At 63.8% G+C, this 17,941-nt stretch carries 23 protein-coding genes and 1 tRNA gene; 19 read left to right on the top strand and 5 right to left on the bottom strand.

Annotation, left to right across the window (positions count from 1 at the left end; translation table 11 throughout):
* Positions 1-7 precede the first annotated feature (7 nt).
* Positions 8-1,957 (bottom strand): non-homologous end-joining DNA ligase, encoded by a 1,950-nt coding sequence (gene ligD, locus ACSU04_RS15140; protein WP_439290163.1) that lies wholly within the window; start codon positions 1,955-1,957, stop codon positions 8-10.
* 60 nt (positions 1,958-2,017) lie between these two features.
* On the opposite strand from ligD, the gene ACSU04_RS15135 reads away from it, so the two are divergent.
* The gene (locus ACSU04_RS15135) at positions 2,018-2,824 is read left to right on the top strand and encodes a Ku protein (RefSeq protein WP_439280509.1); all 807 of its coding nucleotides are present in this window, start codon (positions 2,018-2,020) and stop codon (positions 2,822-2,824) included.
* 9 nt (positions 2,825-2,833) lie between these two features.
* Here the strand turns inward: ACSU04_RS15135 and ACSU04_RS15130 are convergent, their stop codons facing one another.
* On the bottom strand, positions 2,834-3,535 hold the full coding sequence (locus tag ACSU04_RS15130; protein WP_439280508.1) for a DedA family protein: 702 nt from the start codon (positions 3,533-3,535) through the stop codon (positions 2,834-2,836).
* A 36-nt stretch (positions 3,536-3,571) separates the two neighbouring features.
* Positions 3,572-3,653, bottom strand: a tRNA-Leu gene (locus ACSU04_RS15125).
* A 134-nt stretch (positions 3,654-3,787) separates the two neighbouring features.
* On the opposite strand from ACSU04_RS15125, the gene ACSU04_RS15120 reads away from it, so the two are divergent.
* The 3 genes from ACSU04_RS15120 to ACSU04_RS15110 are packed head-to-tail and all read left to right on the top strand — an operon-like array spanning position 3,788 to position 6,683.
* Entirely contained in the window at positions 3,788-4,930 is a 1,143-nt protein-coding gene (locus tag ACSU04_RS15120) for a CpaF family protein (protein ID WP_439290162.1), read from the top strand.
* Entirely contained in the window at positions 4,927-5,787 is an 861-nt protein-coding gene (locus tag ACSU04_RS15115) for a type II secretion system F family protein (RefSeq protein ID WP_439280506.1), read from the top strand. Before ACSU04_RS15120 ends, ACSU04_RS15115 begins: the two co-directional genes overlap by 4 nt.
* Positions 5,784-6,683, top strand: coding sequence for a type II secretion system F family protein (locus ACSU04_RS15110; protein ID WP_439290161.1), 900 nt, complete (start codon positions 5,784-5,786; stop codon positions 6,681-6,683). Before ACSU04_RS15115 ends, ACSU04_RS15110 begins: the two co-directional genes overlap by 4 nt.
* A gap of 135 nt (positions 6,684-6,818) precedes the next feature.
* Here ACSU04_RS15110 and ACSU04_RS15105 read toward each other — a convergent pair whose 3' ends face one another.
* Entirely contained in the window at positions 6,819-7,496 is a 678-nt protein-coding gene (locus ACSU04_RS15105; protein WP_439290160.1) for a hypothetical protein, read from the bottom strand.
* A gap of 716 nt (positions 7,497-8,212) precedes the next feature.
* Between ACSU04_RS15105 and ACSU04_RS15100 the strand changes: the two genes are divergently transcribed.
* The 15 genes from ACSU04_RS15100 (at position 8,213) to ACSU04_RS15030 (ending at position 17,340) form a co-directional block, all read left to right on the top strand.
* Positions 8,213-8,431 (top strand): hypothetical protein, encoded by a 219-nt coding sequence (locus ACSU04_RS15100; RefSeq protein ID WP_439290159.1) that lies wholly within the window; start codon positions 8,213-8,215, stop codon positions 8,429-8,431.
* A complete protein-coding gene (locus tag ACSU04_RS15095) occupies positions 8,428-8,823 on the top strand; it encodes a hypothetical protein (RefSeq protein WP_439290158.1) in 396 nt (131 codons plus the stop codon). The genes ACSU04_RS15100 and ACSU04_RS15095 overlap by 4 nt, the downstream gene beginning before the upstream one ends.
* A complete protein-coding gene (locus ACSU04_RS15090; RefSeq protein ID WP_439290157.1) occupies positions 8,820-9,128 on the top strand; it encodes a hypothetical protein in 309 nt (102 codons plus the stop codon). The genes ACSU04_RS15095 and ACSU04_RS15090 overlap by 4 nt, the downstream gene beginning before the upstream one ends.
* A complete protein-coding gene (locus tag ACSU04_RS15085) occupies positions 9,125-9,424 on the top strand; it encodes a hypothetical protein (protein ID WP_439290156.1) in 300 nt (99 codons plus the stop codon). Before ACSU04_RS15090 ends, ACSU04_RS15085 begins: the two co-directional genes overlap by 4 nt.
* Positions 9,421-10,152, top strand: a complete 732-nt coding sequence (locus tag ACSU04_RS15080; RefSeq protein WP_439290155.1) for a bifunctional DNA primase/polymerase — start codon at positions 9,421-9,423, stop codon at positions 10,150-10,152. The genes ACSU04_RS15085 and ACSU04_RS15080 overlap by 4 nt, the downstream gene beginning before the upstream one ends.
* Positions 10,149-11,360: an AAA family ATPase gene (locus tag ACSU04_RS15075; protein WP_439290154.1), complete on the top strand. Its 1,212-nt coding sequence runs from the start codon at positions 10,149-10,151 to the stop codon at positions 11,358-11,360. The genes ACSU04_RS15080 and ACSU04_RS15075 overlap by 4 nt, the downstream gene beginning before the upstream one ends.
* Positions 11,361-11,544: 184 nt before the next feature.
* The gene (locus ACSU04_RS15070) at positions 11,545-11,739 is read left to right on the top strand and encodes a hypothetical protein (RefSeq protein ID WP_439290153.1); all 195 of its coding nucleotides are present in this window, start codon (positions 11,545-11,547) and stop codon (positions 11,737-11,739) included.
* 208 nt (positions 11,740-11,947) lie between these two features.
* Positions 11,948-12,247, top strand: a complete 300-nt coding sequence (locus ACSU04_RS15065) for a hypothetical protein (protein WP_439290152.1) — start codon at positions 11,948-11,950, stop codon at positions 12,245-12,247.
* Positions 12,247-12,489, top strand: coding sequence for a WhiB family transcriptional regulator (locus tag ACSU04_RS15060; protein WP_439290151.1), 243 nt, complete (start codon positions 12,247-12,249; stop codon positions 12,487-12,489). The genes ACSU04_RS15065 and ACSU04_RS15060 overlap by 1 nt, the downstream gene beginning before the upstream one ends.
* A gap of 62 nt (positions 12,490-12,551) precedes the next feature.
* Positions 12,552-13,124 (top strand): hypothetical protein, encoded by a 573-nt coding sequence (locus ACSU04_RS15055; protein ID WP_439290150.1) that lies wholly within the window; start codon positions 12,552-12,554, stop codon positions 13,122-13,124.
* Between the two features lie 431 nt (positions 13,125-13,555).
* Positions 13,556-15,130: an AAA family ATPase gene (locus ACSU04_RS15050; protein ID WP_439290149.1), complete on the top strand. Its 1,575-nt coding sequence runs from the start codon at positions 13,556-13,558 to the stop codon at positions 15,128-15,130.
* A complete protein-coding gene (locus ACSU04_RS15045) occupies positions 15,131-16,039 on the top strand; it encodes a hypothetical protein (RefSeq protein WP_439290148.1) in 909 nt (302 codons plus the stop codon).
* Between the two features lie 214 nt (positions 16,040-16,253).
* The gene (locus ACSU04_RS15040) at positions 16,254-16,529 is read left to right on the top strand and encodes a hypothetical protein (RefSeq protein WP_439290147.1); all 276 of its coding nucleotides are present in this window, start codon (positions 16,254-16,256) and stop codon (positions 16,527-16,529) included.
* Positions 16,526-16,663, top strand: a complete 138-nt coding sequence (locus ACSU04_RS15035) for a hypothetical protein (RefSeq protein WP_439290146.1) — start codon at positions 16,526-16,528, stop codon at positions 16,661-16,663. Before ACSU04_RS15040 ends, ACSU04_RS15035 begins: the two co-directional genes overlap by 4 nt.
* Positions 16,651-17,340, top strand: coding sequence for a recombinase family protein (locus ACSU04_RS15030; RefSeq protein WP_439290145.1), 690 nt, complete (start codon positions 16,651-16,653; stop codon positions 17,338-17,340). Before ACSU04_RS15035 ends, ACSU04_RS15030 begins: the two co-directional genes overlap by 13 nt.
* Before the next feature lie 40 nt (positions 17,341-17,380).
* Here ACSU04_RS15030 and ACSU04_RS15025 read toward each other — a convergent pair whose 3' ends face one another.
* Positions 17,381-17,929 carry a hypothetical protein gene (locus tag ACSU04_RS15025; protein WP_439290144.1) on the bottom strand — a complete coding sequence of 183 codons (549 nt, stop codon included), beginning with the start codon at positions 17,927-17,929 and terminating at the stop codon, positions 17,381-17,383.
* Positions 17,930-17,941 lie beyond the last annotated feature (12 nt).

Here is a 17,941-nt window from a genome sequence, read left to right as displayed (position 1 = left end):
GCATCCGTCATTCGATGGTGATCTCGCTCGCCGACTTGTCGGGTCTGAGCCCGCGCCAACTCGCATGTCGTAGCGAGCCATCCGGTGTCCAGTTCGCGAACTCCACCTCGCCGATGAGTAACGGCTGCACCCACAGGGCATCGCGCGCGTCGGCATCAGGGACGCCCTGAAGCGGATTCGTATCCGTGCGCAACGGTTCCAGGCGCGCGGTGAGATCACGGAGCGTGCGGTCATCGAAGCCCGTGCCCACACGCCCGACATAACGCAGCTGGCCGGTCGCTGGGTCAGCCGACGCATCCGGAACCCCCAAAAGCAGGGAGCCGATACTGCCCGCGCGATTTCCTTTGCCAGGGCGGATACCCGCGATCACGACCTCCTGCGTGCGGGTGTGTTTGATCTTCAGCCACGAGCCGGAGCGCACCCCTGGCCGATATTGCGAGCCAGATTCCTTGACGACGACGCCTTCCAGCCCGTGCTCGCGACTCATCGTCAGCGCGGCATCCAGATCATCGAATACCGGCGGTGCGGTGACGGGCTCAGCGACACTTTCCATGAGTGCCTCCAGCAGCGCACGCCGCTCGTGTAGCGGAAGTCTGGTCAGATCATGTCCGTCGAGGTGAAGCAGATCGAACAGATAGTAGGCAACCGGCGTGCGCACTACCTCGCGTTCGATCTCGCGTCCGCGGGTGAGGTGCATTCGGTGCTGCAGCAGGCTGAAGCTTGGCCGCCCCGACGCATCCAGCGCGACAATCTCGCCGTCGACGATTGCCTCCGCTGCGGCGAAGTGCGGTGCGCCATCGGCGGTGAGTTCTGGGTAGCGCGCCGTGATGTCTATTCCGCTGCGGGCATGCAGCTGCATCCGTCCGTTACGCCAGTTGCCGATCGCGCGGATGCCGTCCCATTTGATCTCGCTCCACGGCTCGCGCAGCGCCCGCGCAAGGCCAGGCGTGCCCGGCTCCGCGAGCATGGGGGTGACCGATCCGGATGCCGCCGTCGCGCGCGCCGCTGGTGCCGCAGTGACCACCGGTCTCGTTTTCGCCGCTGGAGCTTGTCGAAAGGAGCGCCCCGGCGCCGACACCGACACCGAGAACGGGTCGACGCCCGCCTCGACGCGTGACGCAACCTCCTCGAACGTCAACTGGCGAAGCTGCGGGTCGTCAAGCTCATCCCAGGTGCGCGGTGCGGCCGCGGTCGGATGCGCACGCCCGCGCAGCGAGTACGGCGAGATCGTCGTCTTCGAACCGCTGTTCTGGCTCCAGTCGAGAAAGACCTTTCCGCCGCGTGCGGCTTTTGCCATGGTGCTCGTCGCGATGTCCGCATGATCGGCTTCGATCGCCCTGGCGAGTTCCTTCGCGAGTGCCGAGGCCTGGTCGCTGGTGTACGTGCCGTCTAGTTGCGCATACAGGTGCAGGCCCTTGCTACCGCTCGTCACGGGCACGGGAGTCAGACCGATGTCGGTCAGGATCACTCTGGCGAGACCCGCGATGTGGGCGCAGAGGGCCAGATCAGCGCCCGGCCCAGGGTCAAGATCCAGCACGAGTCGGTCCGGGGTGCTCTGAGATCCATCAGCCACGAAGCGCCACTGCGGCACGTGCAGTTCAATGCTCGCCACCTGCGCGAGCCACACCAGCGTCGGCAGATCCTGCACCAGGGGATAATCCTTCGCACCGCCGGAGTGTTCGATCGGCAGGCGTCGCACCCACTCCGGGGTACCAGGCTCCACCTGTTTCGCGAAGAACGGCTCTGCCGGAGCATCCGCTGTGCCGACCCCATGCACCCAGCGTTTGCGTGTGACGGGTCGGTCGGCAAGCAGCGGCAGCATCCGCGGTGCCACCCGTGTGTAATAGGCGATCACCTCGCCCTTGGTCGTGCCGGTGGCCGGATACATCACCTTGTCGAGGTTCGTCAGGCGCAGGCGCCTGCCATCGACTTCGACCACCTGCGCGTCGCCTGGCATGTCGAAAGAGTAACCGCAAGAGGTGGCATTCGGGGGAGCAGACGGTGTCTACTGGTGTCTATGAGGACGATCTGGAAAGGCGCCTTGACCTTCGGGCTGGTGAACGTGCCGGTGAAGGTGTACTCCGCCACCGAAGACCATGACGTGTCGCTGCATCAGGTGCACGATGAGGATGGCGGTCGCATCCGTTACAAGCGCACCTGCGAGGTCTGCGGCGAGGTGGTGGCGTACTCGAACATCGACCGTGCCTACGAGGACGACGGTCAGATGGTCGTGCTCACCAAAGAAGATCTCGATGCGCTCCCCGCCGAGCGCAGCCGTGAGATCGATGTTGTCGAGTTCGTGCCGAGTGATCAGGTTGATCTGCTGACCCTCGACAAGGCGTACTACCTGGAGCCGGACTCGACGTCCCCGAAAGCGTATGTGCTGCTGCGCAAGACCCTGCAGCAGACCGACCGCACCGCGATTGTGCGCTTCACACTGCGGCAGAAGACGCGGCTTGCCGCGCTTCGTGTGCGTGGCGATGTGCTCGTGCTGCAGACGCTTTTGTGGGCGGATGAGGTGCGCGAAGCAGCGTTCGAGTCGCTCGGGGAAGAGGTCAAGATCTCTGAGAAGGAGATGGAGCTGTCGGCGAGCCTGGTCGAGAGTTACTCCAGTGACTTCGATCCCGAATCGTTCGTTGACGAATACCAGAAGGAACTCAAGACGCTGATCGACGCGAAGATCGAGGCCGGCGAGAGCTTCGATGTCACCGAGACCTTCAAGGACGATCAGGTCGAGGGCAAGGGCGGCGAGGTCATTGATCTGATGGAGGCGCTGCGCGCCAGTGTGGAGCGCTCCAGGGGGAAGAAGCGCGATGCCGGGTGACCGGTAGTCTCAGTCCTGAGCCTCGACAGCGTCCGCATCGCCGGTTCCAGCGGCGGCAATCGTTTTCGCGACCTTGCGACGCTCTGCAAGATAGTGCCAGACCGTGATGATCACGGTGCCGAGGACGACCGCCAGCAGAATCAGGTCGATGTACTCGGTAACGAGACGGGCGATCCAATCGATATAGGCGATGAGATAGCCGAGCATGGTGAGCCCGAAGCCCCACAGCACCGCGCCGATGAGGTTGTACAGCGAGTATCGCTTCCACGGCATGTGGCCAACGCCGGCCGCGACCGGAGTGAAGGTGCGCACGATCGGAACGAAGCGCGCCAGTACGACTGTCATGCCGCCGAAGCGCTCGAAGTAGGCGTTGGTGCGTTCGACGTTCGTTCGCGAGAAGATACCGGAGTCTTTGCGTTCAAAGATCGCCGGTCCCGCTTTATGGCCGATCAGATACCCCACCTCGCCACCGACGAAGGCGGCGAATGCGATGCAGAGCCCGACGATCCAGATGTTTACATGGAAGACGTCGTTGGTGTGAGTGAGCAGCCCCGCGATCACCAGGAGGGTGTCACCAGGCAACAGGAATCCCACCAGCAGGCCGGTCTCCGCGAACACGATCAGGCAAACGACGAGCAACGCCCAGCCGCCCGCTGAGTCGATAATGCTCTCGGGGCTCAGCCAATCCGGAAGGAAGGCGATCTGATGCATGATGTCCCGTCATAGGGGGATGGAATTCTGTTGTCGTGCGGAAGGTGGGACTTGAACCCACACGCCCTAAGGCACAGGAACCTAAATCCTGCGTGTATACCAATTTCACCACTCCCGCGTGGTGATTCCAGTCTAGGGGGACGGCGGAAGTGCTGTCAGCGGGCAGCCCGGTCAAATGGTTCGGGATAACCCGAAACCTCGCCCTGTGGATAACTTCCGAGCCTGATCGCGAATTCTTGCGAGGATGCCGGAGTGAGTCAGCCTTCCCTCCTCGTCGCCGAACGTGTGCGCAGGCGCCTGCGCGCGGAGCGCACGGATCCCTCGCTCGCACCGGAGGAAGCCAGGCGCATCGCGCAGTCGGAAGTCCGGCGGCACAACGACCTCGCATTGTCGCGTGGGGACGCGACGATCGATGACGAATCCGCCTGCGTGCAGGACGTGCTGGCCTCGGTCAGCGGATTCGGAGCCCTGCAGCCTCTCCTCGACGATGACAGCATCGAGGAGATCTGGCTGAATGGTGCCGACCGCGTTTTCATCGCGCGTGGTGGGGTCTCGGAGAGGGTCCGGCTGCGTCTCACCGATGCGATGGTGCGCGATCTCGTCGAACGGATGCTGCAATCCACCGGTCGTCGTGTCGATATCAGCCAGCCTTTTGTTGATGCTTCGTTGCCGGACGGGTCACGCTTGCACGTTGCGATTGCGGATGTTGTTCGAGGTTCGTGGGCTGTTAACATTCGCAAGTTCCTCCCGCATTACCGCACTCTGGATGCTCTGGTTGAGCTCGGATCGATCCCGGAGGACATCGCAGCGATGCTCCGCCGGGCGATGAACGATGGGGCCAGCGTCATCGTCTCTGGGGCGACGCACGCGGGAAAGACCACGCTGTTGGGGGCTTTGCTGTCTTCGTGCGCCGACACGCAGCGGATCATCACCGTGGAGGAGACGTTCGAACTCGCCGTCGACGGGCCAGACCTGGTTTCACTCCAGGGCCGGCAGGCGAGTCTGGAGGGCACCGGTGAGATCACGCTGCGCCGGCTCGTAAAAGAGGCGCTGCGCATGCGTCCTGACCGGCTCGTGGTGGGCGAAGTACGCGACGCCGAGGCACTGGATCTCGTTCTGGCATTGAATACCGGAGTTCCCGGTGCGGGAACCATCCACGCGAACTCGGCGGTCGAAGCCCTCGATAAGCTCACGATCCTGCCGTTGCTCGCAGGGCGCAACATCGATCGCTCGTTCATCGCTCCGGCGCTCGCCGCATCCGTCTCACTCATCGTGCACTGCGCGCGTGATGGCGCAGGCGCGCGTTTCGTGGCAGAGGTGATCGCGCCGACGGGCGAGGTCGTCGAGGGGCGCATCATCACTCGCTCGCTGTACCGTGCGGAGCCGCGTTCATGACGCTGCTCGTCGGTGCGATGCTCGCCGCGGGGATGCTGCTGTGCGTGTCGCCGTGGCTGTGGCCGCGCCGTGAGCGCGAGACACGTGCGACGGCGCAGTCCGGGTGGCTTGCCCGCCTCATCGACGAGGCCGGGTTCGCCTCGGTCGAGCAACGCACGGTGCTCGTCGTGATCGTCGCCCTGGCACTTCTCGCCGCCTCGGTAGTGTGGCTGATCACGGGCATCCCGGTGTTGGCGGTGCTTGGTGCTGCCGCCGCGGCGAGCGCACCCATCGCCTTCCTGCGCTCGCGCAAGCTACGCCTGCTGAAGGCCCGCAGACAGTTATGGCCCGATGTCTGCGACTTGCTCATCGCGTCGATCAGAGTGGGGCTCTCGCTGCCGGATGCCGTGGCGAGCCTGGCGGATTCCGCTCCGTCGATGGTGCGGCCCGCATTCGCTGTCTTCGCGAGAGACCTGCGCGGCACCGGACGATTCGAAAGCAGTATCGACCGGCTCAAGACCACGCTCGCCGATCCCATCGCCGACCGCATCATCGAGTCGCTGAAGATGGCTCGACAGGTAGGCGGCACGGAGCTCACCGGCGTACTGCGGGCCCTGTCCTCGTCCGTGCGCGCGGATGCCACCCTCCGCGGCGAAGTCGAGGCGAGACAATCGTGGATTCGCGGTGCAGCCGTGTTGGGTGTCGTCGCACCCTGGGTGATCCTCGTGCTGCTCGCGATACGCCCAGAGGGTGCGGAGGCTTTTGCCAGCCCTGAGGGAGTTCTCGTGATCTGCGGTGGTGCCGCGGTGTCGGTGATCGCGTTCCGCATCATGGTGCGCATCGGCCGCCTGCCCGAGCCCCGGCGGTGGTTCGCATGAGCGGGGTCACGGATGCGGCGATGGCGGTTCTGCTGGGTGGCTTGATGGCCGCCGGCATCCTCTGCATCCTTGCGGCGGCACCGCGATGGCGCGCGGCGTCACTGAGTACACGAATTGCCCCCTACGTGCGCGACGCCGTCGACGACGCGGTGCTTCCGCTCGGAGCGCTGCCTAGGGTGGGCATCCTTCCCGCGCACGCCGCCGGTGGCGCAGCGAGGGTGAAGGCACTGCTGTTGCGGGGGTTCGGGGACAGCGAAGCATTGGCGCAGCGCCTCGGCCAAGCAGGCAGCAGCGAGGGCCCCGCGGCATTTCGCGGGCGGCAGCTGGGCTGGGCGCTGGCAGGATTCGGTGGCGGGAGCGTGCTGATCATCATCCTCGCGTTGACCGGGCGGATGACGCCACCGGCCGCCGCATTGCCGGTGCTGCTCGGTGCCGGCTCGGCGATGGGGCTCGACATACTGCTCTCGACGCGAGTGAAGGCTCGGCTCAGCCGGCTCAACGATGAGCTGCCGACCACGCTGGAGTTTCTGGCGCTGTGCCTGTCCGCCGGTGAGGGTTTTCTGGATGCGCTGCGCAGAGTTGCGTCGATCGGTTCTGGGGAGCTCACCGCGGAGCTGCGCCAAGTCGTTTTGGCTGTGGGAACCGGATCGTCGTTGGCCGACGCGCTCGCTGAGATGGCGGCGCGCTTGCGCCTGCCCGGAGTCTCGCGTGCGACCGATCAGGTCATCGCCGCTTTGGAACACGGTGCGCCGCTGGCCGGAGTGCTGCACGCACAGGCATCTGATGCACGTGAAGACGCGAAGCGGATGCTGATCGAGCAGGCGGGGCGGCGTGAAATTTTGATGATGGTGCCATCCACTATTGTGAAAAGGTGCTACCAATGGATGACGGCCTGACGACGCCCAACTGCCCCGACTGCCTAGAGCCGATGCAGCCCCGCGCGGCCTGGTGGTTCTGCCAGCCGTGCCATGTGACCGTTGACCTGCTGGGACAGCGGCTGGACATTGACCGCGCTACACCGTAGCCCAGCGTCAGGAGAAGAGCTGGCGCAGCCCGTCCGGGTCACCGGAGTCGACCACCTTCTGGACGGCAACGATGGTGTCCTGGTTCGTGAACATGGGCTTTAACGTGTCGTTCCAGATCGCCTGCACGGAGTCCACGTCACCGGCGTCAACTGCTGCGCCTGCCGCCTCGATTGCCTGCTGATACGGAATCTGCTGGAACCCAGCAGGCGCGTCCTGAGGGCCGTAGTACGGCACCCAGGGGAGGTCGGGGTCGGGCGTGAGCCAGAGCACCTGGCCGGGGTGAATGTCCCGCCTGTGGTTCATCGAGCTGAGGGTTGGGTACGCGCAGAGCCGTTCAGCAACCACGGCCTCGACGTCGCCAGGTTCAACGGTATAGGTCACGGGGGTTCCGTCAGTGTCTACTGTCACCTCACCCTGCGCGAACTCGCGTGCGCCTAGATCCCGAAGGGTGCCCTGTCGCTCCCAATACAGACCCTCGCCGTCGCCGTAGACCTCAGACATGCGGTGGCAGGTTTCCGGCTCGGTCGGTTCCGGCGCGGCTTCGATAACCGGCTTGGCGGCAGCAGTGGTGGTCGGAGACGGCGCTGCTGCCTGGGGTGCGGTGGTGGCAGTACATCCGGCCAGTGCGGTCACGGCTAGGGCGAGCGCGGCGAGGGTGGTGCTGAGCTTGGCTGTACGGTGCATGACGCCCATATTGGCAGACCGGTTCCAATTCTCGACGTCAGCCGGGGCGATGCAGCGTCGGCGCGGCTGGGCTGAGCGGGTGTCTGGCGAGACGGTAGCGGCACCCCGGCACCAGCGGGCAACCCCGGCAAGCCGGGTCGGCAGGGAGGGAGCTGGCCGGGGCGCTGGTAGCCATGGCAACACGCCGGGCAACACGCCGGGGAGTAATGCCAGTTTATTTGGCTGTTGAACTGGGCTTTTCTGTCGCCAGGGACAGAAGATGAAGAGCGGAATCAGGGAGAAGCAGGGCACAATAGCAAACATGCAATCCAGTGTCAAGCTAAGCTGCGCCGGTGTCGGGCGCTATACACATAAGCCCCGCACCGTGGCACAGTTCCGCGATGACGGCACCGGCTGGGCACGGACCCACAATGAAGGCGAACTTGACCCGATCCTGCGGGAGCCGACCGGCGAGGTAACCACCCGGCACAGCCTCAAGTGTGACCGGTGCTCGTACGACGGGTACTTCACGCCCGAAAGGCTGTACCCTCTTCTTGACGAGGCGCGCACTCGGGGCTGGATGCCAGTCCCCAACTGACGCCACGTGCAGACTTTCAACTAAATACGCATAGGGGTTCTCAATCCGCGCATGGCGCGGATGGGGGTCTATTCAGAAGCTTCTCAACGGAAGTTCCACTCCCGGCGCACACGCGCTGTTCCGTTGAGGAGCTTCCGTTTTGTCTACCCCAAACCACCCAACACGTGCCAAGGCGCAGTCCGACATCATGGTCGGCAAGCGTCTCCATGACCCCGACCGCGAAACCAAGGGTCGCCGCGACCTGGCCGAAGCCAAGATCGCCGCATATGTTGAGCGCACGCTTGCTGCTGCACCCCCGCTCAACCCAGGCCAGATCAAGCGTCTGTCGGGCCTGCTCCGCGCTGGCGGTGCGCTGTGAGTCGTCGAGTCCCAGCCGACTACCCCGGCAAGAAGTACCTGACCGAGTCCGAGCAGAACAAAGTACTCGCATCCGGCCCCGACCCTAAGTGGTTCGAGCCGTGGGCCGAGCGTGGCGTTCACATGACCGACGCGACCAAGTACGGCTACGGGTACATTCACGTTCACAGCACCCACGGCTCGTTCAACTACGACTTCGCCGCGTGGGACACCAAGGAGGGCCTCGGGCGGGGTCTGGAAGACCTGTGGGAGCGCCACCAAGACAAGCCGAACCGCCTTGATAGCTACCCGAAGTGCGAGGGCTGCCAGGGCGTCGTGTACTTCATGCCGGACGAGCCGCTGCACCTGCGCCTTGTGGTTGAGCTGGACGACGAGGGCGAGGACGACCAGTGAACGCGGCAGACGGCATGCCCGTCCAGACGGTCAAGGCAACGTTCGACTACCTGGAGAACCTTCCGAAGAGCACTGTCATCCAGATCACCAGCGCCTCCGGTAGCCGCTTCTGGCTGGAAGCCGAGGGTGGTGCGTGGCACGACTTCATCCACCACAAGGGCGACGTCCCTCGTAGATTCGGGGGCAGCGTAAGCCAGATGGGCCGACGCCGTCTGTTCTGGACGCGCAAGGTGCTCGCTCGCTGGGTGGCCGACGGACTCTGCGCGATCGAGCTGGCCTCACCGACTACGGGGGCCGACCAGTGATCGCCGCAGACAAGCGCATCAGGGTGCTGCTGGCTGACGGCAGTATCAAGGCCGAGGTCGCACACCGGCTGGAGGGCACCCTTGCGGCTGCGGGCAGTCCTGATGACTGGACACCTACCACCGACGCCCGTGTACGCATGGCCGTTGCCGTCGCGCTCAAGGCCATTCACGACGAGCTAGAGGCGCGTCCGGGACTGACGTGGGAGGAGTCCGTAGCGCTCGATGCCCTGCTGGGTCAGCACTGGATCAACGAGGTCATCGTGTACCTGCACGAGCGCAGGGGAGCCGACCAGTGACCGTTCAGGTGGGTGCGGCTCTACGGCTGGCGCGTGCGGGCTGGCGTGTGATCCCGATCAACGGCAAGAAGCCCTTCCTTCGTGGCTGGGTGGAAGCGGCCACCACCGACCCGGACACGATCAAGGGCTGGTGGACCGAGCAGAACTACAACGTCGGCGCGGTCATCCCAGACAACCACGTCGTGATCGACATCGACCCTCACAATGGTGGCTCGCTCCGCGCGCTTGAGCAGCTAGCCGGGGTCACGATGCCGCCGACGCTGTCGATCCTGTCTGGCCGGGGTGATGGCTCGGTACACCTGCACTACCTCCGCCCGTTCCCGAAGACGACCAAGGTGCGCATGCCGCCTGGTATCGACGTTCTGGCGAGCGGACATCAGGTGGTCATGCCGCCGAGCGTGCACCCGGACACCGGAAAGCGCTACCGCTGGGGCGATGACCTGCCTGTGGCCCGCCTGCCTATCGAGGTCATCAGCCTTATTCGGCCCCAGGTGTACGCACCACGGCGGAGCGGTCGTGGGCAGGACGTCAGCGGCCTCATCTCCTACGTGCGTAAGCAGCCCAAGGGCGACCGGCACGACGCCTACCACTGGGCAGTCCGCAGGGCTGTCGAGCGGGGAATGCCCGAGCGCCAGATCAACAAACTCATCGAGGCCGCAGAGGACCTCGGTTTCGCACCACAGGAGGCCCGACGCATCGTCGAGTCCGTAAGAAAGGCATCAGAATGACCACCCCCGCCACCAAGGCCGAGCGCCAGGCAGCCGTCAAGAAGCGCGCCAGCGGCAAGCCCGCCTTCCAGGCCAAGCCTGCCCCTGGCCCTGCGGATGAGGACGGCACCCTGACGCCTGAGCAGCAGGCAGTGCTGGACCACCAGGCACTCCAGACCAAGACCGACGATCAGCTCATTTGGCTGCGCGCAGCCAAGCTTGCCAAGGTGCAGTTCGAGGCCGAAGAGCAGGCGGAGCGCGCTGCGACCCGCCCCGTGCTGGAGGTTGTGACGCTCAGTGAGCTGCGCAAGCGCCCGAGGCCCGACTGGTGGATCGGCGGCATGGTGGCGCAGAGCACGCTCGTGGGGCTGATCGGGCCTCAGAACGAGGGCAAGACGTTCGTCGCGGCTGACATGCTCGCCTGCATCGCCACGGGCACGGACTGGCACGAACACAAGGTGCGTTCTGGCCGTGTGCTGTACCTGCCCGGTGAAGGCGTCGAGTTCTTCGCTGACCGGGTGACTGCATGGGAGCAGCATTACATGGCCGGGGTGGACGACGAGGACTTCCGGATCATCGAAGAGGGGTTCAACCTGTCCGACCCCAGTGCCGTGGATGCGCTGTGCCTCATCGTGGCTGAGGGCAAGTACGACGTGATCTGTATTGACACCCTGAGCCAGCTTGGCGGGATCGAAAACGAGAACGATAACGCCCAGATGGCAGCCGTGGTGAACGCCGCAAAGCGCATACGGCAGGCACGCCCCGGCAGCACCGTCATCCTCGTGCACCACACGAACAAGTCCGGCGGCATCCGTGGTGCCAGCGCCTTGGAAGGCAACCTCGACACCGTCATCATGCTCAAGCCGGGGGACGGTGACCGCAAGGGCTTCTTCTCGCTCAGCACGGAGCGCCCTGGCAAGCAGAAGAACGCTGAGCGGGTGACGCTCGATCACTTCCACCTGGTGCCTAGTGGCCCGGCGCTGGTGGTGGCTCGTAAGGCGCTGGCTGCTGGCCCTTACCGTGACGCGATCATGGCTGTGCTCGCTGACGGTGAGTGGCACAAGGCCGCTGAGTTCAGGGAAGCGTGGCAGGCCAAGGCCGACGACGGCACCCACGAAGAGTGGAAGCCCAGCCGCTATCGGGCGGTCATTGAGCAGCTGACCGAGCACGACATCGTCATGCAGCAGGGCATGAACAAGGCCGCTAAGTACCGCCAAGGAGCCAAGTAATGCGCGCCTCGAAAAGGCCCGCCGTGGCGCATAACACGGGCAGCCGTCAAGCCAAGAACTCAGGAATTACGCGGGTTTTGGGTTATGCGTGGGGTTTATGCGTGCCCCACGCCAATCTCTCTGAGTTGGCAGTGCCGCGCATAACTGCTGCGGCAGTAAATAGCCAGCAAGAAGGAGGAGATTAATGAACCGTCGAGAACGCCGCGCGTCGCATAGGCGAGCACGTCTTGATCCCCGCGCGGTGCAGTACGCCCAGACCTACAAGTGCCCCGACTGCGACTCCATCGCGGGTGAAGTGACGCGGGATCAGTACGGACTGCACCACGCCACGATCCTGCACGACTCGACGTGTCCCCGGCTGAACGGCATCACCTGCTAATCCTCCCCCGGCTGTGTGGCGATCTGTTCAGGTCCTCAGGAGGACACCCCGACACCTAAAGCACAACGCGCACACCGCCACGGAACGCGCGATCTGCCAGCTTTCCCGGCTGGCAACCACCAATCAATAGGAATCACATCATGAGCAAGACCATCAGGACCAAGGCCGACGCCACCGCACCCCAGCACGATCGGGAAGGAGTCGCCTCGTGAGTACCCCAGCGCCTGAGAACCTGAACCCCTATGCCGAGGCCATCCTGAACGACGGCTACGGGCGCATGCCTGGTCTGAGCGATGAATGGGCTGACCTTGTCGTGCTGCTCAACGAGGGCGTGTACGCCTTGGATGAACTGGCCGAGGCTACCGGAATCAAGCGCAGGACGGTGAAGGGCTTGCTCTACCACGGCCGGAGGCTCGGCAAGATCCGGATGGTCGACACCCGCCGTCAGGTAGAGGTCGCGCCCGACCTGTTCATGGTGCGCACCGTGCGTGCGTACCGAGCACGATGATGACCGCCGAAGAGGCTGCGTGGGACGCGCTGAACTCCGCGCCGGAGCACTACACACCCCCATGCGATGGGCGGGCACTGTTCACGGCCGACCGGCTGTCAGATGACGAACTCGCGCTGTGTACATCAATCTGTGCCGCGTGCCCGCTGCTGGCCGAGTGCGATGCCTACGCCACGGCAGCAGGCGTCAAGACGGGCTTCTGGGCCGGTCACGCCTACACCAACAAGGGCAAGTCGCTCTAACCGTCAACCACCGCGCCGGGCGGTTTCCCGGCACCACCCATCAAACAGAAGGAAACACAATCATGAGCAAGTCAACCGCAGCATCCGTCGAGTCGGCCCTGCCCTCCGCGCTGAACAGCTACAAGGAGAGCGCCTCTGCCGTCAAGGTCGCGCACGAGACCACCAAGCAGGCGATCAAGGGCGACCCCATGACCAGCGACCTGGCCAAGCGCGACAAGCTGGATGCCCTCGCCAAGGACACTCGGAGCAAGCTCGACGAGCTGAAGGGCAAGCAGGAGTCGTACGTCAGCGGACTGCGTAGCAAGATCGAGCAGGAGCTGCGCGGCAACCAGCCCGCCGACGCGAACAGTGTTCTGCTGCGCCGTGACGCCGTCGACCGTGTGCGCAAGATCACCGAAAAGGCCGAGGCGCTGGAAGTGCTGAACGACGCCATCTACAACGGCGATGACTCGATGGCCCACGCAATCGGCACCAGCGCACGGGGCAACCTGTGGATGGACGTGGCCGAGGCTTACCAAGCTGCGTATCCCGCCACGGCTGACTCGGCAGCGGCACTCGCTTACGTTGAGGCGAACACCAGCGGGGCCGCGTACAACATGAGCAATTCGATCACCTACTCAGCACCGATCGACTGACCCCACGACTGGGCCTAGTGAACCCAGCGCTTGCGCCCCCTCCGTGACTGACCTGTAGTTGGTACTTCCATGGAGGGGGCGCTGTGGTGTGCACGCCAGGCTCTCGCTGCGGTCTCTGGGGCGCGTGCGTGAGCCAGCACCTACCCCGCACGCTGCTGGGCCGCCAGTGGAGACGTGAGAGACAGCCGCACCGAGCCGCTACGGGTGCTAGCCGCGCGCCACGCCAGCCGCCACGAGGTCATCGGGAAACGGGCAACACGCCCGGAGTGAAGCGCCTCATTGCCTGAAGGGGACCCTTCTGGCAAACAACTGGTCGAGACCTGACCGCTAGAGCACGGTGGCGAGAGACATCGAGGCCATGCGATGCGCGTCGACCTATCGTCTTTGCCTGAGCACGAAGTATCGTGTGGATATGACCGAAGGAGCGTGCGATGCGGTTCATCGTTGACCAGAGCTGGGAGACGCCGCTTGTGGCAGACGCTCTAGTGCTGCAACTTCAAGGCTGGAACGACTGGTACCAATACCGCACCGCCTACTACGTGACTTACGTCGACGAAGAGTTGACCAAATCTTTCATCGGCATAGTGAAAATCGCCGATATCACCCATCAGTACGTGAATCACCCGGAATCAGCTACTCCGCTTCCACCTGATTTCACCGACCCGCTTCCTCGAGAGCGGTATGCGTCCATCGGCCAGTCAGAGGAATACTACGAGCGGCTGCGCGCTCTTCTCGGCGCGGACAAGATGCGAAAAGCGCTGCATGCGCTCGGTGATCTCGCAGAGGATCCGACCCGACTCGACTCCTTTCGCGATCACGGGGTCGTCTCGTCTTCGCTGATGCGGGAGGTTTCTGCGGCGACGATCAGAAACAAGTTCCGGCGCATCGTCGTAGATGGGGGCGGCAACGCCGCGTACGACTTCGTTTATGCTCGACCAACCGAGAGCCCTCTTCCTGTCGATGACACGACGCTGGAGTTCGAGGTTGTGCCCGGTTCCACCCCTCCGAGCAACGTGCACGCCCTGATCGGACGCAACGGGAGTGGAAAGACGACGATTCTTCGATCGATGGCTAGAGCGCTTCTGGGCGGCAGTATCGTGACCCCCGCAGACGGCAGCTTCCGATCCAGAGACGGCAGCGATCTCGACATCGCGAATCTCGTGTACGTGTCGTTCAGTGCCTTCGATGAGGTGAGCCTTCCAGTCCTCGACAAGCAGTTGCAGTGGAACGTGCCTTATTCGTACGTTGGGCTGCAATACATCCCAGATCACGTTGCTGACCCGCCAGGTCCGGAGTTGCCGGAACCGCTCAACATGGAAAAGCAAACGAGGCCCCCCACCGCGCTCGGCACCGACTTCGCGGCGAGCGCCAAGAACGTTATCGCGAAAGGCTGGCGAGAATCCTGGCTCGCGGCGCTGCGCACTCTCGAGTCCGATCCCAACTTCAACGAGGCAGAGGTTTCGCAACTCGCCCTTGAGGAAGTGGATCCAGATCAACTCGTTGCTAACGCGCTGGCGCTTTGGCAGACGCTCAGCACCGGACACAAAATCGTGCTACTCACGATCACGCGACTCGTGGAGACAGTCGTGGAGCGAACGCTGGTACTCGCGGACGAACCGGAGGGCCACCTCCATCCGCCGTTGCTTGCCGCGTTGATCCGAGCCATCTCCGACCTACTTCAAGCTCGCAACGGCGTCGCGATTGTCGCCACTCACGCACCCGTTGTCCTGCAAGAAGTCCCGCGCAAGTGCGCCTATAAGCTCCTGCGCGTGGGGAGGTCTCAGACAGCTGAGCGGCCCTCGATTGAGACATTCGGGGAGAGTATCGGCATGCTGAGCTCCGAGGTATTCAGTCTGGAGCTTTCGGACTCGGGGTTCCATCGGATGCTGACGACTGCAGCACTCCAGTTGGGAAGCTATGAAGCCGTCGTGAATCACTTCCAAGGCGAGCTTGGCTTCGAGGCGCGAGGGCTGCTGCGCTCTTGGTTTGCTGCCCAGAGGGTCTGAATGATTGAGCTTCCCATGCCGCGCTTTGGCGTGAGCGAAATCGTGGCCGCGTGCACCCTGGATCCTGAGACAAACCCGTTCGCTGGTGCCACGGACGCGTTGCTGGAGGTCGAGGCGACTTATGCAGAGCTAGCGAGCGATGGGCGAATCTTTGAGTTTCAGTCAGATCAGCCTGGAGTAAGCACTGACGTCGCGGACAACGTTTCCTGGGCCTACGACATTCGTCTCTCTTCAAAAAAGGGTCCCGGTCGGGCCTATTACGACGAGATGCGTCTACAGGCACCGGGCGGCAATTGCAGTAACTGCATGGCGCGAGACGCGGCGGCGCTTGACCACTATCTGCCCAAAATCGACTTTCCCGTAGTGGCGATCCAGCCTACGAATCTGTTGCCAATCTGTACCGCGTGCAACGGAGTGAAGCTGAGACAATCTGCGACCGCAGCGACAGAACAGTTCTTGCATCCCTTCTTCGACCGACTGGGTCCGGAGCGCTGGATGCACGTCACAGTGTTGGAAGAGCCATCGTCTCCCACAGTTTTCGAAGTGCGACGGGCGTCGAACTGGGATGAGACGCTTCATCAGCGGGTGCAGAGTCACTTCAGGCGATTCGAGCTGGGGATCCTCCTCAGTCAGAAGGCAGGCACGCTGCTAGGCAACCATCGCCTGGCATTCGAGTCATTTTTCACGGATACACCGGGTGGTGATGGCCCGGCGGCCGTTCAACGGGAAGCCGCGCGTCTGGCGATGAGTTATGCAGGCGAACCGCAGAGCGCTTGGGCAGCGGCAGCCTTCGAAGCATGGAGCAACAGCACATGGTTCTGCAACGGTGGATGGCGCATGGAGAATGATCGTCCCCTCGCCAGCGCGATGGCTCATCGACTGAGCTCGTCGGCTTCGGCGGCTGAGTAGTTCGATACGCGCGATCCGCGGTCAGGCACCGTGATGCTCGGTTTTTCGATTGCCAGAAGGGTCCCATTCGGGCTGGGACGCACCCGTGGCACGCGCTACTGAAACCGGCAACACGCCCGGAGTGAGGATGCCGCTTGTGACGCGATCGGTGGTCATGGCATGGTTCATGCATTCGAATAAACGTTCGGATTTTGCATCACCCAAGGAGAGCATCATGGCAAGCAAGCGCACCACCGTCGAGACCACCGAGGCCGCGCAGTTCGACGAGGCACTGCCCATCGTCACCGAGGCCATCAGCCAGGTCATGGAGGCCCACAGCATCACCGTTCAGAAGGCCCGCTACAAGGCCATGCGAGCCATCGCCTACCAGGCATTCGTCAACGCGATTGAGGCTGGCACGTTCGATGAGCTGGTGGAGCAGGCCATCGGCAATGTGGGTAGCCTGCCCAGCGGCTGGGAACTTCAGCGCACGGTCGAGGTTCAGGCATGAGCAACTGCCGCGCACGGACCGCCCTGGGTGACAACGAGTTCACCGGGGTGGGCACCTTCCACACACAGCCTGACGGCACCATCGTGATGGACGAGCCCCGCGCCGACGGGCAGGACGAGCAATGGCCACAATGATCGGCTACCTGCGGGTGTCCACTGAGGAGCAGGCCAGCAGCGGCCTGGGACTTGACGCCCAGCGCGACACCATCCAGCGCTATGCCGACGCCCACGGCTGGGACGTGGCCTGGTATGAGGATGCAGGCCTCAGTGCCAAGTCGCTGGCGCGCCCCCAGCTACAGGCCGCGTTGGATCGGCTTGGCGTCAGCCCCAAGCGCCGTGATGTTGACGGCATCGTCGTAGCCAAGCTGGATCGCCTGAGCCGTAGTGTGGCCGACTTCGCAGGCATGTTGGAACTGGCCCGGTCGCGCCGCTGGGCGCTGGTGGCGATTGACCTTGGTGTGGACACCAGCACCCCGACCGGCGAACTTGTCGCCAACGTCATGATGTCGGTAGCCCAGTGGGAGCGCCGGATCATCGGTGAGCGCACCAGCGCCGCCATGCAGGCAGCCAAGCGGGCAGGCCGTCACATGGGCCGGGTGTCGGTACTGCCGGAGGCGACGGCTGACAGGCTGTTGGAGCTGCGGGCCACGCGCACTCTCGCCGCCACGGCTGACGCCCTGAACGCCGAAGGCCTCACCACGGCTACCGGCGTACCGTGGACTGAGAACGCCGTCTGCAAGGCGCACAAGCGCGTCGCACAGACCTCGCCGACGCCTCGGCACTCCAGCAAAGATCTGCCACTAACGATCTGACACCACTGCAGGAGCCATCTCCCAGTTCACAGCCACATCGTCACCAGGGAATCGTCCAACTCTCCTTACGCGCCAGTTCTTCGAACGGGAGCGTGAACGCCTGCTCCAGCTCGCCACCTGGTTCGAGGTCAGTGATTCTGGAGCCGAGGGTCTGCAGCGCCGTGACCTGCGTATTCGGCCACGCAATATCTTTGCGGATAGCGATCAGCAGGTCTGCCACGAGGCGAACGATGATCCTCGCGGGCGGTTCATGGTTCGATGCGCGTCGAAACCGGTAGAAGGCTTCGACGACTTGATCTGAGCCCCAGATCATGACGAAGGTCTGGAACTCGATCATGACCTTCTCCATCTTGGCCATGGTTGCGTCCCGTTGAGATGGCACGAGGATAGCTCCTAGTGTCTCGACGAATGGCTCGTAGACCTCGCGCTTGCGCCCTGCCGTCCGCTCTTCCAAGGCCAAGAGGCGTGCCGCCTGTTGCTCAGCGAGGCGGGCACGGCTCGCATATCTTGCCGCGACGATCGCGGACACGACGCTCACCACTGCGGGGATCCCGATCCCGAGGGCTTGAAGTATCTGCGCTGACGTCATAGCCATCACAGT

It is taken from the genome of Microbacterium sp. A84, assembly GCF_051842815.1.
Classification (GTDB): Bacteria; Actinomycetota; Actinomycetes; order Actinomycetales; family Microbacteriaceae; genus Microbacterium.
Note: the sequence above shows the minus strand (reverse complement) of the source record. Positions and strands in the feature narration are given on the sequence as shown.